Source organism: Variovorax sp. W2I14 (genome assembly GCF_050435205.1).
In the GTDB taxonomy this organism is placed as follows: domain Bacteria; phylum Pseudomonadota; class Gammaproteobacteria; order Burkholderiales; family Burkholderiaceae_C; genus Variovorax; species Variovorax paradoxus_C.
In genome coordinates, this window is record NZ_JBNDJX010000001.1 from 1,181,710 (window position 1) to 1,198,850 (window position 17,141).

Annotated in this window: 12 protein-coding genes; 4 read left to right on the plus strand and 8 right to left on the minus strand. The window is 69.6% G+C overall.

Annotated features, from left to right (window positions below):
- The first annotated feature begins 2 nt into the window (after positions 1-2).
- The gene (locus tag QF040_RS05585; RefSeq protein WP_429610163.1) at positions 3-380 is read left to right on the plus strand and encodes a TIGR04076 family protein; all 378 of its coding nucleotides are present in this window, start codon (positions 3-5) and stop codon (positions 378-380) included.
- Positions 377-1,435: an aldo/keto reductase gene (locus tag QF040_RS05590; protein WP_429610164.1), complete on the plus strand. Its 1,059-nt coding sequence runs from the start codon at positions 377-379 to the stop codon at positions 1,433-1,435. The genes QF040_RS05585 and QF040_RS05590 overlap by 4 nt, the downstream gene beginning before the upstream one ends.
- Positions 1,436-1,441: 6 nt before the next feature.
- On the opposite strand, the gene QF040_RS05595 is transcribed toward QF040_RS05590, so the two are convergent.
- From QF040_RS05595 to QF040_RS05605, 3 genes are read right to left on the minus strand one after another with little or no spacing between them, the layout of a single operon-like run.
- A complete protein-coding gene (locus QF040_RS05595; RefSeq protein WP_429610165.1) occupies positions 1,442-1,840 on the minus strand; it encodes a PPC domain-containing DNA-binding protein in 399 nt (132 codons plus the stop codon).
- Between the two features lie 17 nt (positions 1,841-1,857).
- Positions 1,858-3,510 carry a phosphoglucomutase (alpha-D-glucose-1,6-bisphosphate-dependent) gene (gene pgm / locus QF040_RS05600; protein WP_429610166.1) on the minus strand — a complete coding sequence of 551 codons (1,653 nt, stop codon included), beginning with the start codon at positions 3,508-3,510 and terminating at the stop codon, positions 1,858-1,860.
- Positions 3,507-4,205: an HAD family hydrolase gene (locus tag QF040_RS05605; protein ID WP_429610167.1), complete on the minus strand. Its 699-nt coding sequence runs from the start codon at positions 4,203-4,205 to the stop codon at positions 3,507-3,509. The genes pgm and QF040_RS05605 overlap by 4 nt, the downstream gene beginning before the upstream one ends.
- Positions 4,206-4,372: 167 nt before the next feature.
- On the opposite strand from QF040_RS05605, the gene QF040_RS05610 reads away from it, so the two are divergent.
- Positions 4,373-4,705, plus strand: a complete 333-nt coding sequence (locus tag QF040_RS05610) for a hypothetical protein (protein ID WP_429610168.1) — start codon at positions 4,373-4,375, stop codon at positions 4,703-4,705.
- Between the two features lie 163 nt (positions 4,706-4,868).
- Positions 4,869-6,275, plus strand: coding sequence for a putative bifunctional diguanylate cyclase/phosphodiesterase (locus tag QF040_RS05615; RefSeq protein WP_429610169.1), 1,407 nt, complete (start codon positions 4,869-4,871; stop codon positions 6,273-6,275).
- Here QF040_RS05615 and QF040_RS05620 read toward each other — a convergent pair.
- The 5 genes from QF040_RS05620 to bcsQ are packed head-to-tail and all read right to left on the minus strand — an operon-like array spanning position 6,257 to position 17,139.
- The gene (locus QF040_RS05620; RefSeq protein WP_429610170.1) at positions 6,257-10,606 is read right to left on the minus strand and encodes a cellulose synthase subunit BcsC-related outer membrane protein; all 4,350 of its coding nucleotides are present in this window, start codon (positions 10,604-10,606) and stop codon (positions 6,257-6,259) included. The genes QF040_RS05615 and QF040_RS05620 overlap by 19 nt on opposite strands.
- Positions 10,582-11,808, minus strand: coding sequence for a cellulose synthase complex periplasmic endoglucanase BcsZ (gene bcsZ, locus QF040_RS05625; RefSeq protein ID WP_429610171.1), 1,227 nt, complete (start codon positions 11,806-11,808; stop codon positions 10,582-10,584). The genes QF040_RS05620 and bcsZ overlap by 25 nt, the downstream gene beginning before the upstream one ends.
- Before the next feature lie 14 nt (positions 11,809-11,822).
- Positions 11,823-14,138 carry a cellulose biosynthesis cyclic di-GMP-binding regulatory protein BcsB gene (gene bcsB, locus QF040_RS05630; RefSeq protein WP_429610172.1) on the minus strand — a complete coding sequence of 772 codons (2,316 nt, stop codon included), beginning with the start codon at positions 14,136-14,138 and terminating at the stop codon, positions 11,823-11,825.
- Positions 14,135-16,324, minus strand: coding sequence for a UDP-forming cellulose synthase catalytic subunit (gene bcsA / locus QF040_RS05635; protein WP_429610173.1), 2,190 nt, complete (start codon positions 16,322-16,324; stop codon positions 14,135-14,137). The genes bcsB and bcsA overlap by 4 nt, the downstream gene beginning before the upstream one ends.
- Positions 16,321-17,139: a cellulose biosynthesis protein BcsQ gene (gene bcsQ, locus QF040_RS05640; RefSeq protein WP_429610174.1), complete on the minus strand. Its 819-nt coding sequence runs from the start codon at positions 17,137-17,139 to the stop codon at positions 16,321-16,323. Before bcsQ ends, bcsA begins: the two co-directional genes overlap by 4 nt.
- Positions 17,140-17,141: the final 2 nt, after the last annotated feature.

Sequence of the window (17,141 nt, forward strand, 5' to 3'; positions counted from 1 at the left end):
GCATGAACACCACGACAACGCCGGACGACGGCGCCTTCACGCTCTACGACCTGCGCGTCGAAGTGGTCGCGCCCGAAGGCGCGAAGCTCTTCTGCAACGCCAAGGTCGGCGACTACTTCGAGCTGCGCGGCGAGATGCTGCACCTGCCCGAGGGGCAGGGCTTCTCGATCTACTCGCTGGGCGCCTTGCTGCCGCTGCTCGCGGCCAAGCAGCGGCCCACCGACGCCAACGACTGGATGAGCACCGACGCCGAAGTGGCGTGCCCCGATCCGCATTGCCCGTCGCGCTTTCGCATCACGCGCACCGCGACGCGCGTTTTCCGCCACGCCGACACCACGGCCGTGGTCCACCCTTCCAAGGCTTCCAAGCAGAACCCATGAGCCAACCGCAACGCATCGACCTCGCGCCGAACTATTCGATCTCCCGCCTGCTCAAGGGCGGCTGGCAACTGGCCGGCGGCCATGGCGGCATCGACCGCGCCGCGGCCATCGCCGACATGGCGGCGTACTACGAAGCCGGCATCACCACCTTCGATTGCGCCGACATCTACACCGGCGTGGAAGAGCTGATCGGCGACTTCCGGCGCGAGCACATCGCCCGCCACGGCAGCGACAGCCTCTCGCAACTGCGCGTGCACACCAAGTTCGTGCCCGACCTCGCGACGCTCGCGCAGATCGACAAGCGCCAGGTCGAACAGACCATCGACCGGTCGCTGCAGCGCCTGGGCGTGGAGCGGCTCGACCTCGTGCAATTCCACTGGTGGGACTACGGCGTGCCGCGCTACGTCGAGGTCGCGCACTGGCTGCAGGAGTTGCAGCGCGCCGGAAAGATCGAATTGCTGGGTGGTACCAATTTCGACACCGCGCGGGTGCGAGAACTGGTCGATGCCGATGTGCCGTTGCGCTGCATGCAGGTGCAGTACTCGCTGCTCGACCAGCGGCCGCAGCCAACGCTGGCGCCGTACTGCGCGGCATCGGGCATCCAATTGCTGTGCTACGGCAGCGTGGCCGGCGGATTTCTCTCGGAGCGCTGGCTCGGTGCGAGCGAGCCGCGGGAGCCTTACGAGAACCGGTCGCTGGTGAAGTACAAGCTCGTCATCGATGACTTCGGCGGATGGGAGCTGTTCCAGCAGTTGCTGCTGCAACTGCTGAAGGTGGCAGAGCGGCACGGCACGTCGATCGCCACCGTGGCGATGCGCTGGGTGCTGCAGCAGCCGCAGGTGGCAGGCGTGATCGTCGGCGTGCGGCGTGGCGACCATCTGGCGGACCACCTGAAGGTGCTGTCGCTGCGGCTCGATGCCGAGGACATGGCCACACTCGATACCGTGCTGGCGCAGCGTCAGCCGCCGAGCGGCGATGTGTATGCGGTCGAGCGCGACATCGAGGGCCGGCATGGCCGCGTGATGAAGTACGACCTGAACAAAGAGCCGCACTGAACCTGCTCAGGCCTTGGGACGCGGCACCAGTTCGGGATAGCCAGTTGCCGGGTCGTGCTCGCGGGCGAAGCGCCATTCGGGCAGCCAGGCGATCAGGATTTCAGCGGTGGTGCGCACGATGCAGCCCGGTGCGACGTGCCCGCCGCGCACTTGGCCCGTCGCATCCGACACGCTGATGTGCAGATGGGCGCCATCCGGTGAAAGCGTGCCGGACAGCGTGAGGATTTCAAGATCGCCATCGAGCACCGCAGCGCTTTCCAAGCCGGCATACCGGATGCGCGCACCGCGGAGACTGCCGATGCCGGAGACCACGAAAGCCGCTTCGGCGCCACGCGCCTTGAGCGCCGCATCGAGCGCGCCGCGCAGGTCATCGCCCGGGTTCAATCGCAGCGCGTGGGCTTCCATGTCCGGCTGCTTCTCCCTCAGCTCGACAGCGCCTTGTCCACCAACTGCTGCGCTTCTTCAAGAATGCGCGCAAGGTGCTCCGCACCCTTGAAGCTCTCGCCGTAGACCTTGTAGATGTTCTCCGTGCCCGAGGGGCGCGCAGCGAACCAGCCGTTGGCGGTGACGACCTTCACGCCGCCAATGGCCGCGCCGTTGCCGGGCGCATGGCTCAGCACGGCCTCGATCTTGTCGCCCGCCAACTCGGTCGAGCTGACCTGCTGCGGCGACAGGTTCGACAGCTTCTTCTTCTGCTCGACCGTCGCCGCCGCATCCACGCGGTCGGACACCGGCTGTCCGAGCGCCTGCGTCAGCTCCGAATAGCGCTCGCCCGGGTCGCGCCCGGTGCGCGCGGCGATCTCCGCGGAGAGCAGGGCGGGCACCATGCCGTCCTTGTCCGTGGTCCACGCCGAGCCGTCGTGGCGCAGGAAGGTGGCGCCGGCGCTTTCCTCGCCGCCGAAGCCGAGCGATCCTTCGACGAGCCCATCGACAAACCACTTGAAACCCACTGGCACTTCGTGGAGCTTGCGCCCGAGGCGGGCCGCGACGCGGTCGATCATCTGGCTGCTCACCACCGTCTTGCCGACGGCCGCACCTGCTGGCCATTGCGGGCGGTGCGTGTAGAGGTAGTCGATCATCACCGCGAGGTAGCTGTTCGGCTGCATCAGGCCGGCGCTGCGCGCGACCACGCCGTGGCGGTCGTGGTCGGTGTCGCAGGCGAAGGCGATGCCGAAGCGGTCCTTCAGCGCGATCAGCTTGTGCATTGCGTCGGGCGACGACGGGTCCATGCGGATGCGGCCGTCCCAGTCGAGCGACATGAAGCGGAAAGTCGGGTCGACCTCCTGGTTCAGAACGATGAGACGGTCGAGCTTGTAGCGCTCGGCGATGGCCGGCCAGTAGTGCACCCCGGCGCCGCCGAGTGGATCGACGCCGAGGTCGATCTCCACGCCGCGGATCGCGTCCATGTCGAGCACCTGCGCAAGGTCTTCGACGTAGGTGTTCAGGTAGTCGTGCCGGTGCGTGGTGGAGGCCTTCAGCGCTTGCGCGAGCGGCATGCGCTTCACGCCTTCGAGCTTGTTCGCCAGCATCTTGTTGGCGGCGGCTTCGACGGCGGAGGTGATGTCGGTGCCGGCGGGGCCGCCGTTCGGCGGGTTGTACTTGAAGCCGCCGCTCTCGGGCGGGTTGTGCGAGGGCGTGATGACGATGCCGTCGGCCAAGCCGCTCGTGCGGCCGCGGTTGTAGACCAGGATCGCATGCGACACGGCGGGCGTCGGCGTGTATTCGTCGTCCTTCGAGAGCATCAACTCGACGCCGTTGGCCGCCAGCACTTCGACCGCGCTGCTGAACGCGGGCGTGGAGAGCGCATGCGTGTCGATGCCGAGGAACAGCGGGCCGTCGATGCCTTTCTGCTTGCGGTAGTCGCAGATCGCCTGGCTGATCGCCAGCACGTGCCATTCGTTGAACGCGTCGTCGAACGACGAGCCGCGGTGGCCCGAGGTGCCGAAGGCCACGCGCTGCGCGGGCACCGACGGATCGGGCCGCCCCGTGTAGTACGCCGAGATCAGGCGCGGCACGTTCACCAGCAGTTCGAGGGGAGCGGGTTTGCCCGCGAGGGGATTGGTTTTTTGACTCATGTCTTGGGTGCCCAGTCGTCGATTTGAATGAGGTCGCCGATCCGTTCGATGGTGATGTCGGCGGGCGCGTAGGCGGCAATGGCCTGTTCGTCCAGCGCGTAGTGGCCTTGCCGCACGAAGACGGTGGTGAGCCGCGGCCCCCAGATCGCCTTCATGGCCGAGAGCAGGCGCAGCTTGTCGTCGACCATCACGTAGTGCGCCGCGGGGTGGCACTCCTCGATGGTGTCGAGCATCTGCTCCTTGTGCACGTAGATCAGCACGCGGCCCTCGACCGCATCCCACAGGCCCGAGCGCTGCACCTTGCGCGGCTGGAACACCACGTCGCCATCGGACAGGATCACCGTCGGGCCGTGGCGGCGCAGGTGCTTCAGCGCATCGAGCGCGCCGGGGTAGAGGCGGTCGGCAAACGGGTAGTCGATGAGAAAGCCCGACATCAGCAGCAGCCGCGAATCGCTCATGCCGCGCTTGCTTTCCTCGGCCCGGTAGCGCTGCAATGCGCCGAGGTAATCGACGTAGCCGAGCTCGTTGCGCAATGCCTCGAAGGCGGTCCAGTAGCGGTTCGCGCTCTCGGTGCCGAAGGCGTCTTCGAGGTGGGCACGCAAGTCGCCGACGACGCCGTCGTTGTCTAGCAGGGTGTTGTCGACGTCGATCAGGAACATGGTGTCGGGCTGCTGTGTCATGAAGGGGGTGCCCATCGGGCCTTGGCTGCATGCATCGCGTTCAGGATACGCCATCGAAAAGGCGTCCCCGATACGATCGTGAATTAGTTGATGCTTTGTGTTCGGCCGGATTAACCTGTAGACGGCATGTCGCTTTTGGCGACTAAGCTTTCGTCCAGTTCAAGGAGCAAGAAAGTATGCGCATGAAGAATGGTCGAAGCTGGTTGTGCCTGTCGGTCGTGGCCCTGTTGGTGGCGGGCTGCGAAGCCCCGCCCAAGGACCGTCCGCTGACCTCCGAGGTGCCCGAGCCGCCCAGCTTCGCGCCGCCGCCGGAAACCTGCCAGGCCTCGGCCGTTCGCTTCGGGCTCGGCTTGCAGGCGACCCAGGCCCTGCTGCAGGAAATGATGCAGCGTGCGGGCGCCAAGACTGGCCGCACGGTGCCGGCGACGGAAACCGCGAGCACTGCGCAAGACCCCGCGCGCCTCAACCTGCAGGTCGAACCCACGGGCCGGATCGTCGGCGTCTATTGCGGCTAGGCCGGAACTGGCCGTCTCCTGCCGGCCAGGAGTTCTTTCGTCGTAGGAAAAAATCCAGGGTTTTGATCGGCACACACGGCGGGCGAAAAATCCCTTGCCATCGGGGAAGCGGACAGGCTGAATCCGGAAAACACCAGCCCGCATCTTCCGGAGCCCGATTCACTTGCCGAACAAGCACGCTCTGGTTTCCCTGCCGCCGGACGAAGAGCTGAAGCGCCTTCCTCCCGACGAGGTTCTGTCTCCGCTCATCGACGACTGGGCGCGCGCGGGCAAGCGCCTGGCGATCGTCTGCGACATCGACCTCGACCGCTTCGCCGAAGTCAACCAGCGCCTGGGCATGGCCGGCGGCAATGCCGCGCTGGTCGAGGCGGCCCGCCGGATCAAGGCGCAGCTGCCGCGCGAATCGGTCATGGCGCGCATCGGCGGCGACGAGTTCGGCGCCGTCTTCGCCGGGCTCGGGTTTCCGCAATGCCACGAGGTGCTCGAGCGCATCCTCCTGGCGCTGGCCGAGCCTTGGGAATGGCGCGGCCTCACCGCGAACCTTGGGGGCAGCCTCGGCGCGCGGCTGATGGACAGCACTGGTCCGGCCCCCGAAATCGCGCTGCGCGATGCCCAGCATGCGGCCTTCTTCGCCAAGCGCGCAGCGGACGGCAAGGTGCATTACTTCGATGCGCCGCAGGCCAAGGCCGACGCACAGGTCGTGCGCCAGCGCCAGCGCATCCAGGAGGGGCTGGCGCAGGACGAGTTCTTCCTCGAGTACCAGCCCAAGGTCGACATGCGCCGCGGCGTCGTCGTGGGCGCGGAGGCGCTCATCCGCTGGCGGCATCCGGAGCGCGGACTGCTGCAGCCCATTCATTTCGTGCCGCTGCTGGAGGATGAAATGCTCGCCGAGCAGGTCGGCCAGTGGGTCATCGGCACCGCGCTTCGGCAGCTCTACGACTGGCGCGAGGCGGGCCTTCGGATGTCGGTGAGCGTCAACGTGAGCCCGCTGCACATGATGCGCCACGACTTCGTCGACCGGCTCACCGAGCAGCTCGCGCAGTATCCGAAGCTCGGCGCCGGCGCGCTGGAGCTGGAGATCCTGGAGACCACGGCGATCAGCCAGTTCGCCACGGTCGCCCGCTTCGTGGAGGCCTGCCGCGCGCTCGGCGTGGCGGTGGCCATCGACGATTTCGGCACCGGCTATTCGTCGCTCACCTACCTGCGCCAGCTGCCGGTGTCGTCGGTCAAGATCGACCAGTCCTTCATCCGCGAAATGCTCGACAGCGAGCCGGACCGCGCGATCGTCCAGGGCATCCTGCTGCTGCTGAAGGCGCTCGGGCGCACCGCGGTGGCCGAAGGCGTCGAGACCCTGGCCCACGGCGAGGCCTTGCTCGCCATGGGCTGCACGCTGGCCCAGGGCTACGGCATCGCCAAGCCGATGGCGGCCGACCAGATGCAGCGCTGGGTGGCCGGGTTCGAGCGTGCGCCGCCGTGGGGCCGCAAGGAGCCGCCCCAGGGCTCGCAGGCGGCGCCCGGCGCTCCGGGCTCCGCGCCTTCAGCGCCGCTGCCTCAAAGCAGCGGCGTGTAGGGCGAAACCAGCGGGCGCAGCGTGGTGCCGCTCGGCACGCCCAGCGAGCTCGCGCCGTCGAACACGTAGCGGATGTACAGGCCGCCGGTGAGCTGGCGGTAGTTCTGCGCGTTGTTCAGGCCGATCGAGCCGCCCAGGAACATCTTGGGCGCGAGCTGGTATTCGAGGATCGCGGCCAGGTTGTAGGCCAGGCCGGTCTTCGAGGTCTTCGGGTACATGCCGGTGAAGGGCGCGCTGCTCAGACCCAGCGAGGCGGCATAGGCGGCTGCGCTTCCCGCATCGCCCGCGCGCCGGCTGTCGGTCGGGAAGTAGGGCGACTCCTTCTGGGTGAACGACTGCACGCCCAGCGAGGCGTTCAGGCGCCACGACAGGCGGTCGCTGCGTCCGCTCCAGTCCACCGGGAAGGCCACGCTCACGAAGCTCTGCGGGCTGAAGTAGCCGCCTTGCCCGAAGGTGTAGTAGCTCAGGTTCTTGTCGTAGCCCATGAGCCCGAGGTTCATGCCCAGCGTGAGCTTGGAGTTCGGGTTGTTGACCAAGTGCAGGTAGGCGCCGCCGCCGGTCTCGAAGCGGCTGTTGCTCGCGACGTTCTTGCCGGTGATGCCGTGCATCGCGGCATAGCCGTAGACGCCGTAGGTGCCGTCGTCGTAGCCCAGGTCGCCGCGTACGCCGGTGGCGACCACGCCGCCCCAGCGCTCGTTGGTGCGCTGGTCCTTGGCGCCTGCGAACGACAGCAGGCTGTCGGTGACCGCGCGGCGGGACACGTCGACCTTCGCGTTCCACGAATCGCCGAACGAGCCCGCGTACGACACGTTGCCCACCACGTTGGTCTCGGGAAATCCGAGCGGCGTGGTACCGATGCTCGCGCCGAAGTTCTTGCCTTCGTAGCCCACGCTCAGCCCCACGCCTGAGGCGTTCTGCTGGCCGGCGCTGGTGCCGTTCTGCAGGCCGGTGATCGCCGCGCCCGGACCGCCGCCGAAGCGGCTGCCGGTGGGGTAGTCGGCGGAGGGCGTTCCGGCATCGAGCACCGTCGGCGTGACGCCCACGACGATCTTGCCTTCGCCGACCGGGAACCGCGCCTCGATGGGAATCTGGAAGTCCGACAGCTGGCTGAGCCCGGCTTCGCCGGCGCGGTTGCGGTAGACGGTGCCGGCGGTCAGGCTGACGGAGCGCTGCGCCTGCAGTTCGCGCAGTTCGGCGGCCACCGGATCGGCGGGCGCCGCGGCGCGCAGCGGCGCATTCCAACCGGTGTTGCCCGCACCGGGAACCGGCAGCGGGGCGCCGCCCGCCTGGGGGTACGGGTAGGCGGGCGGATACGCCTGCGGATAGCTCCCGGCCTGCGGCGCCTGTGCATAGACCGGCGCGACCGGCTGCATGCCGGCGACGGGGTATTGCTGCGGTGCCGGCGGCGCGACATAGGCCGAAGCCTGCGGCGTGTTGCGGGCGGCGGCGTTGCGCGACGAAGCCGTGGCCGTCGCCGTGCGCCGGCCCTTGCTGTTCGCAGCCGGAGCCGGCGCCGAGCCGGAGGCCCAGGGAAGCGCTCCGGGCGCCGCGCCCGCGACGGGATAGCCCGGGTTCGCGGGGGCGCCGGGATAGACCGGATACGCAGGTGGTGCCGCGGGATAGGCCGGTGCATAGGCCGGTGCAGCCGCGTAGGCCACCGGCTGCATGCGTGCCTGCGCAAAAGGATTGCCGGCCGCGCCGGGGTAAGCGCCAGGCGCGGCCGTGCCCGGGGCACCGCCGGTCATGCCCGCGAACGGATTCGCCGCGGGCAGCCCTCCCGGCGCGACGCCGGGCGCGAACCCGGTCGCGACGCGGCTGTCGGCCTCCACCGCGGCGCGCAGGTACTGCTCCGCCTTGCGGCTGTCGCCGGCATTCCGGTAGACGCGGCCGGCGGCGGCCAGCACGCGCGACTGGTCGGGCGCCTGCTTCAGCGCGGCCATCACGTAGTTCTCGGCCTCGCTGTGCTGGCGCAGTGCGCTGGCGCTGGCGGCCGCGGCGAGCAGGGCGTCCAGGTCGGTGGGGCTGCGTTGCAGCACGCGCTGGTAGAGCGCGAGCGCCTGGGTTTCGTCGCGCGCGGCGGAGTAGAGCCGCGCGAGCGCCGCCATCGCCCGCGGATCGTCCGGCCGCTCGGCCAGCACCGGCGCCATGGCGTTGTAGGCGGCCTCGAGGTTGCCGGCCTCGCGCAGCGCATCGGTCTGGCGCAGCGCGAAGGCGATGCGCAGGCTGTCGAAGTCGCTGCGCTGCGCGGCGGTCATGCCCGCGGGCTGCAGTTGGCGCAGCACCGCGGAGAGCTCCACGTCCTGCTTGGTCTTGAGCAGCACCGACGCATAGAGCAGCCGGTCGCCGATGCCCGGGTTGGGGCTGCGCGCGAGCAGCTGCCGGCTCATGGCGAGCGCGCGGGGCGCATCGCCGATTTCCGCATACGCGCCGGCCAGTTGGCCCCAGAGTTCGGTCGGCATGTCGCTGCTGAGCGCCGCCTCGGCCTGGCCGAGCACCTGCCGTGCCGCGTCCACCTGGCCCTGACGGGCAAACGCCTGCGCGCGCTGCGCCTGCGATTGCGCCCAGAGCCTGCGCTGCAGCGCCGCCATGTCGCGCGTCCGCGAGGCCGCGGGAATGCGCTCCAGGTACTGGATGCCGCCGGCCGCGTCGCCGGTCTCGGAGGCGAGCAGGGCGCTCGCGTAGAGCGCATCGGGCATGTCGGGCTGCGACATCAGGAGGCCCTCCATCACGCCGCGCGCCTCGGCCACCAGGCCCTGGCGGCGGTAGATGTTGGCAAGGTCGAGCCGCACCCACGGGCTGTCGGGCGCGGCGAGCATCGCATCTTCGAGCGTGCGCTGCGCGCCGGGCGCATCGCCCGCATCGGCTTGCTGGCGGGCCTTGGCGCGCGCCTGCTCGACCTGGATGTCGCGCAGTCCGCCGAGTTGGCTGGCCTGTTCGGGCGTGAGCTGCCGGGCCAGCGCGAGCGCTTCGTCGGCGCGGCCCTGGCGACCGTACACGGCGATGAGGCCGCGCAATGCCTGGGTGTCCGAGGGCTTGCTTTCGAGCACGCGCTTGTAGCCCTGCTCGGCCTGCGGCAGTTCGCCGGCGGCGGCGCGCAGGTCCGCCAGCGCGACTTGGCCGACGCTCTCGCGCGGGTCGATGCGCACCGCGCGTTCGAGCAGCGCCTGCGCGCCGCGCGCGTCGTTCTTCTCGCGCGCCGCGCGGGCCTGGCCGACCAGGCTCCAGTAGGCGGCGCTCTGCAGCGCCGAATTCCATTTGCTGCCGCCAGAGCCGCGCGCGGCGCGTTCCAGCAGTTCCTGCGCTTCGCCGAAACGTTCCTGGCGCAGCCGCACCAGGCCGAGGCCGCCGAGCGCCTCGGGATCGTCGGCCTTGGTGCGCAGCGCCTGCTGGAAGCGCTGCTCGGCGGTGGCCGGGTCGCCGCGGTCCAGCGCCCGGAATCCTTCGCCGAGCGGCACGCCGGGCGAGGCGGCGGCCGCGGTCTTGCCGGAGGTCAGCGTCTCCAGGCGCGCCGACACCGCGGCGTCGTTCGGGTTGCTTGCCAGGTAGTCCTGGTAGAGCGGAATGTCGGGCGCGCGCGCATCGAGCCAGATGAGCGCCTGGCGCCAGCTCGTGCGCGCGGCCGTGCCCACGGTGGGTTGTTTGGCCAGCTCGACCAGGCTGCGGATGCCTTCGCGCCGCGTCGATTCGCTGTAGGTGCGCAGTTGCGCGAGCGCGAGCTTGTAGTTCGCGTTGTCGGGATGGTCCTTCACCAGCTGCTCGATGCCCTTGCGCGCTTCGTCGGCACCTTGCGGCGTGCTGCTCAGCACCTGGTAGTACTCCAGCGCCAGGGCTTCGGGCGGCGGGCGGTTGTCGAACTGGCTGCGATAGAGCTCGACCGCTTCCGCGCCGCGGCCCGCGCGCGCCGCCGCGCGTGCGCGTTGCAGCGTGCTGCCCTGGCCGGGTTGCTGGGCCTGCTGCTGCAGGCGCGCGAGGCGGCCGTCGTTCGGGTGCGCGGCGCGCAGCCGCGAGATCCAGCTGCGCGCCGGCTCCGCGTTGCCGCGCGACAGCTCGACCTGCGCCATGCCGTACATGGCATCGGCCGATTGCGGATCGACCCGCAGCAGCTTGCGCCAGCTCTCTTCCGCGAGGTCCGCGCGGCCCTGTGTCTGCCAGTAGTTGCCCTGCTCGACGAGTGCGGCGCTGGCATCCGCCTGCGCCCGCGCGGGATTGCTCGCGCAAACGGCTGCGAGGAGGCCGAGGCATGCCATCCACTGCGAGGCGGGAATGCGGCCCGGGCCGCGGCGCAGCCAGGGTGGACACAGCGGCTTCATGCCGCTCGGGCGGGTCGACATAGCAGTCTCCATGAGGTTTGCAACTGGCCGTTGCGATCGAATTCGTAGCGGCCGTCCAGCCAGGCCTGTCCGAAGATCGACAGCACCTGCTCGTAGTAAGGCATCGGAGGCATCGGGGCGCCCGGAGCCGCCGCCGATGAAATTTCGGCGCGTCCGCCCGGGAGCCGGGCCGACTCGGTGGCCAGCACATCGGGCAGCGCCTGCGCTTTCAGATAAGGCAGCAGCGCACCGGTGAAGCCGAGCGGCCCGGTGCCGCGCCCGGCACCGGTGGCCGTGTCCACCGATTCGGGCATCGGGCGATGCTCCGCAAGCAGTTGGCGCGGGCCGTTCAGGCGCTGCATCAATGCCTTGTGTTCCGGCGCCCTGGGCGACAGCATGCCGGCCCAGAGATAGACGCGAATGGCGTCGTAGCTGCCGACGGTGCCTTTCTCGGGATCGGCGACGAAGGCATTGGCCGTCTGCGACCAGCCGCACCAGTCGGGCGCGAAGCCCTTGGGCGCGACGGCGTCGAGCAGGCGCAGGGTGTTGTCCGCCACCTCGCGCCACGGTCCGCGTGGATCGGCATGCTGGAAGTAGTGCAGCAACTGCAGCGGCATGTAGCTCGGGTTGAGTCGCCAGACCGGATCGCTCGCCACCGACGCGGGCCAGGGCAGCAGCATGCGGCCGAGGCCGGGGAGCGCCACCACTTCGTCGCGCACCACCAGCGCCAGCAGGCTGCGTCCGAGCTTCGCGTAGCGCGGCTCGTTCCAGAGACGGCCGGCTTCCATGAGCGCATAGGCGATCCACAGGTCGGCATCGGAGGCGGCATTCCCATCGAGCACGCCCCATCCGCCGTCGGGCTTCTTGCCCCATTGCCAGGCCGGCAGGTTGCTGGCCAGGCTGCCTTGCGCGAGGTTGGCTTCGGTCCACGCGAGCACGCGCGCGAAGGTCGGCTTGTCGTCGTGGATCAGCGCGAAGAAGAGGCTGTACGACTGCCCCTCGGAGGTCGACTGCTGCTGCGGCGTGTTGAAGTCGATCACGCGTCCGTCGCGCTGTATGTGGCGCGCGGCGAACGCGGCCCAGTCGGACGCCGGATGGCACGCGGCGGCCGGCGTTGCCGCGAAGGCCGGGCGCGATGCGGCCCAGCCCAGCGCCGCCGCGGCGAGCAGCGGCCGCCTGCCGATGCGCGTTTCGATGGATGGCGGCGATGCGGCAGGTGGCATGGCGAAGACCGCTTTCAACGCAGGCGGCGACGTGCGCGCAATTGCAGGCTGGCGAAGGCCACCGCCGCGCCGAGCAGTGCCAGCGCCACGACCAGCCCGGCGAGCAGCAGCGGGCTGCGCGACAGGTTCCACTGCAGCCAGGCCATCGGCGGCAGGCGGCCGACGTAATAGGTGTCCTCGCCGAGCACGCTGTGCACCTGCGTGTCGCGCACGATGGCCATGCTGCCCTGGATGCGCTTGAGCCGCTCGGGCGTCATCAGCGCGCTCAGCAGCGCTTCCTTCGAGGCCGGATTGGTGACGGCGGCGATCACGCTGCGGCCGCTGCGCAGCGGCGATTCGAAGCCCGCGAGCACCGCGTCGCGGCCGTCCTCGCTCACCGCGATCTGCATGCCGCCGGCCAGGTCTTCGCGCTTGCGCGCGCCGATGACGAAGTCGATGGCGGTGTCCAGCCAGCTGCCGAGCTTCAGCTGCGGCGAAGTGCCGTTGCGCTGCAGCGGCATCTTTGCCGCCCATTGCGCGAAGAGCGGCTGGTTCTGCAGGTTGCCGATCACCAGCAGGTCCTTGTCGGCCCACTGCGACACCTCCGCGGCGCGGCCCACCTTCACGCGCAGCGCGGGGTAGCCGGTGGCATGTCCGATCTGGCCGAGCAGGCCCAGGTAGGTTTCGGTGTCCGCGGGATCGGCCTGGTCCGGCAGGATGACCGCGGTTTCCGAGAGGTCGGCCATGCGCGAGAACGGGAAGCCGCCGTTGGCATAGGCCGCCAGGTCGGGCATCGCGATGTAGTGCGGGAACCCGGACACGTCGATCTTCGAGGTCGGGTCGATCGCGCCGCGCACGTTGTCCAGCAGCGGCTGGCAGCGTCCGCCCGAAGGCTCGAAGTAGTAGTGCATGCGCAACTGGCTGCGCGGGCCCAGCGCGAGCGGCGGCAGCATGACCTGCCGGTTCTCGGCCACTGTGCCGTCGGGCATCACTTTCACGGCCAGCGGGTTCCACCAGCGGTCGCCCGCCGGGTTCGCCGAGCGCAGCGGCAGCGCGCCGATGAAGTTGTCGTCGACGTTCAGGTTGAGCGTCGACTGGTCGGGCCGCACGCGCGGCGTGTAGCGGTATTGCAGGTCGAGCGGAATGCCGCGGCTGCGCCAGGTGAAAAGGTCGGGCGGCAGTTGCAGGTTCACGCGCACCACGTCGGGCGTGTAGCCCGACACCGAAAGCCCGGCGGCGTCGGTGAGCTCGCCCAGTTGCAGCGGACGGTCGCTCGGCACCCATCGCGGCGCGTCGTAGGGCTTGCGCGGCGGCGGTTCCTGGAAGGAGGCGATGCTGCTGCGATCGCCCGAGAACGCGCGGCTGTTCAGCGCCAGCGCGGCCGCGGCGGTGCGCAGTTCGGCCGGATCGCGGCCCATCACCAGCAGCAGCTTGGAGGCTGGGTCCTGCGGATGGTCCACGACCGCCAGCGCCGGGCCCTGGATGGACGGCAGCGCAAGGTTCGGGATCTGGGTGTCGGGCAGCACGAACACCACTGCATGCCCGGCGGGCAGCTCGCCTCGCGTGACCGGGAAAGTGGCGCCGCGGTAGTCCGCCAGCGCCCCGAACCACGAAGAGACGATGCCGGCCGCCTCGAGCAGCGGCGGCGACTCGGCGCCCCCGAACACGAAGGGGATGCGGGCGCGCCGCACGTCGCGGCGGTCGAAGAAGGGCTGCGGCAGCGTGGCCAGGTCGTTGGTGAGCTTGAGCGGCGACACCGTCAGCTTGAGCGTGCTCGACGCGTCGATGCGCGCCCAGAGGCTGGTGTGGGCCGGGTCCTCGCATTCGCGCGTGTAGTGCCCGACCAGCTCGACGTTGATGCGGTTGAACTCGGTGATCAGGCGCCGGTCGATCGGGATGTCCTGCGTCTGCGGCTTGCCGGCCTCGGCGCGGTTCACCGGCAGCGTGGCGACGAGCACGTCGTTCACCGTGACCTTCAGGTGCGAGAGCTCGGGAATGAGCGAGGGCGAGTAGGCGTAGTTCAGCTTGAGCGACGCGGCGGTGACCAGCTCGTCGGCGCGCACGTTGAACGGAATGCCGATGGTGCCGCTGATGCCGCGCAGCTGCACCGCGTAGTCGATGCCCAGTTGCGTGAGGTTGAGTTCGCGGACCGCACCGCCGGGTGTGGCGGCCGCGGCCACGGGAATGGCCGGCCGGGCCTGGGGTTGGGGCTGGAGTTGAGGCTGGGGCTGCGCCCACGCGCCGCCCGTTGTTGCGGCGGCCAGGGCGAACGCCAGCACAGTGGCTCCGCGGTTCGGCGCCGGGCGCAGGGCAGGTGCATCGCGGCCGGGCGCTTGCAGGGAGGTCGTCACACGGGTTCCTTCGCTTCGACGGGCGGCTTCGACGACGAAGCCGCGGTGGGGCGCAGCCGGGAGGTGGCGGCGCGGTAGTAATGGGAGAACATGTTGCGAAAGCCGGTCCCGCTGATGCTCACGATGTGGCCGAGCACCCGGTGGATGCCCTGCCGCGGGTGGTTGCCCCACCGCGCGGCCCAGATGTCGGCGCGGGCCGTCGTGCATTGCACCAGGGCGCGTTCCTGGGCGAGGGTCATCGGCGCGAAGCGAAGGCCGACGCGCCGCCCCTTGCTGAAACGCACGGTGGTGGCGAAGCGCGACTCGGCTTCGCCGCGGTAGAGCGCCACCACGACATTCGCGTCCTGCGCAAGCTGCATGTCGGTCGGCAGCTCCACGCCCAGTCCGCCAGCGGAGAAGTCGGACGTGGTGCAGCGCACCGAATGCCCATCCGCGAAGTACAGGGTGGCCGGCACCTGCAGCGCCACGCGGGGCGCGCCCCGCACCTGGCGCGACTCGTTGGCCGCCGCCACGCAGGCGCCCAGGATCATCAGGTTGTAGAAGGTCCACGCCAGGTTGAGCCACACGGTGGCGATGTTCTGCGGATCGACCCAGGTCAGCCGCCACAGGCCCGCGCCCACGCCCAGGAAGTTCAGCAGCAGCAGCACCAGGCTGGGCTTGGCGATCAGGGTGTCGAAGAACTCCTCGCGCACCAGGCCGCCCTTGGCCGTCACGTTGAAGCTGCCCAGCTTGGGGTTGATCAGCGCCACCAGCGTGGGCCGGAAGATGTACCAGGCCAGCACCGCCTCGTAGACCTCGTTCCACAGCAGGTAGCGAAAGCGTCCCTGGATGCGGCTGTTGGTAAGGTTCGCATGCAGGATGTGCGGCAGCGCGAACGCAAAGATCATCGAGGCCGAGGCGTGGATCACGCTCGCGCCGAAGAACAGGTAGGCCAGCGGCGCGGTGAGATAGATCAGGCGCGGCAGGCCATACAGGAAATGCAGCATCGCATTCAGGTAGCACAGCCGCTGCGCCCAGTGCAGCCCGCGACCGAAGAGCGGGTTGTCGATGCGGAAGATCTGCGCCATGCCCCGCGCCCAGCGGATGCGCTGGCCCACGTGGCTCGAGAGGCTTTCGGTGGCCAGGCCGGCCGCCTGCGGCAGCGCGAGATAAGCGGTGTTGTAGCCGCGGCGATGCATCTTGAGGGCGGTGTGCGCGTCTTCGGTCACGGTTTCCACCGCGACGCCGCCGACTTCCTCGACGATGGTGCGCCGGAGCACCGCGCACGAACCGCAGAAGAAGGTGGCGTTCCAGAGGTCGTTGCCGTCCTGGATGAGTCCGTAGAACAGCTCGCCTTCGTTGGGCACGGTGCCGAAGGTGTCCAGGTTGCGCTCGAACGGATCGGGCGAGAAGAAATAGTGGGGCAGCTGCACCATGCCCAGCTTCGGGTCGCGGCCGAACCAGCCCATGGCGATCTGCATGAACGAGCGGGTCGGGATGTGGTCGCAATCGAAGATCGCGACGAACTCGCCGGTGGTGTTCTTCAATGCCGCATTGATGTTGCCGGCCTTCGCATGGCGGTTGTTGTCGCGCGTGACGTGGGTCACGCCGACCTCTTCGCAGAACACGCGGAATTCCTCGCGCCGGCCGTCGTCCAGCACGAAGATCTTGATCTTGTCGCGGGGCCAGTCGATCGACTGGGCCGCCAGCACCGTGGGCCGCACCACCGATATCGGCTCGTTGTAGGTCGGAATGAAGAGGTCGATGGTCGGCCAAAGCGCCGTGTCTTCGGGCAGCGGCACCGGCTTGCGCTCCAGCGGCCAGGCGGTCTGCACATAACCCAGCAGCAGCACCACGAAGGCGTAGAGCTCGGCCATCAGCAGGCCCGCGCCCAGCACCAGGTCCAGCGGGTTGTCCATGTACATCGTCTCGGTCACCCGCCAGTAGGTGTAGCGCGAGGACACGACGACCGACAGCACGATCATCACCAGCCCGGCAAAGCGGCCCTGGAAACGGTTCGCCACCAGCGCCGCCGCGAAGATGCCGATCGAGAGCACCAGCTGCTGCTCGAAGGTCATCGGCGCGATGATCAGCGCCGGCAGCACGGCCAGCGCGATGAGCCAGCCGACCAGCCGCACCGGCCACAGGCGCAGGAAGCCGGGCGCTTCGCGGGGCACGTACCCGGAGTTGCCGGTATTGCTTTTCATCGGGTCGTTTCCTGGCGCAGCGGCGAGGCGTGCGCGGATGTTGGCGAAGGCGCTGGGGCGGCGAGGCGCGCGAGGAGCCGGTCGGCGATCACCGAGACGTCTTCGGCCGCCTGGCTCAAGGGTGCGTAGCGCTGCACCGGGAGGGCGGAGGCGAGCGCCTCGGACACCGAGGCGTCCAGGTGCAGCACGCCCAGCAGCTCGGGCTGCAGGCGCGCGCGCAGCACCGCCAGAACGTCGTGGTTCAGCCGCTGGCCGGGATCGACCTGGTTGATGACATAGGCGCTGCCGCGGTAATCCGCACGGGACCGGCAGTACTTGTCGACCATTCGCTCGACGATCGGCAGCGTGGCGAACGAGCCCGCATCGGCCAGCACCGCGATCACGCAGAGGTCGGCTGCGCGCAGGGCCTGCTGCAGGTAGACGGTGGGGCCGGGCGGGGTGTCGACGACCACCAGCATGTCGGGCGGCAGGCCGAAGCGGGCGAGCGTGTCGGCCAGCCAGCCGGGATGGCGCGAGAGGTCGTGCTCGAAGCCGATCTGCCGCTCGTCGTCGACCGTGCCGAAGGGCAAGAGCACCACGCCGCCACGCGCGGGGCGCATCGCCTGCGTCCAGGGCAACTGGCCGCTCGCCGCGGCGACCAGGCCTTCTTCGCAGCCGCGCGGATCGTTCGCCAGATGGAAGCGCAGCGCATTCTGCGGATCGAGGTCGATGGCCAGCACCTGGCGTCCTCGTGCTGCGAGGGTCGTGGCCAGGTTCGCGGCAACCGTTGTCTTGCCGACGCCGCCCTTGGAGGAAATGACAGGAACGACAACCATCG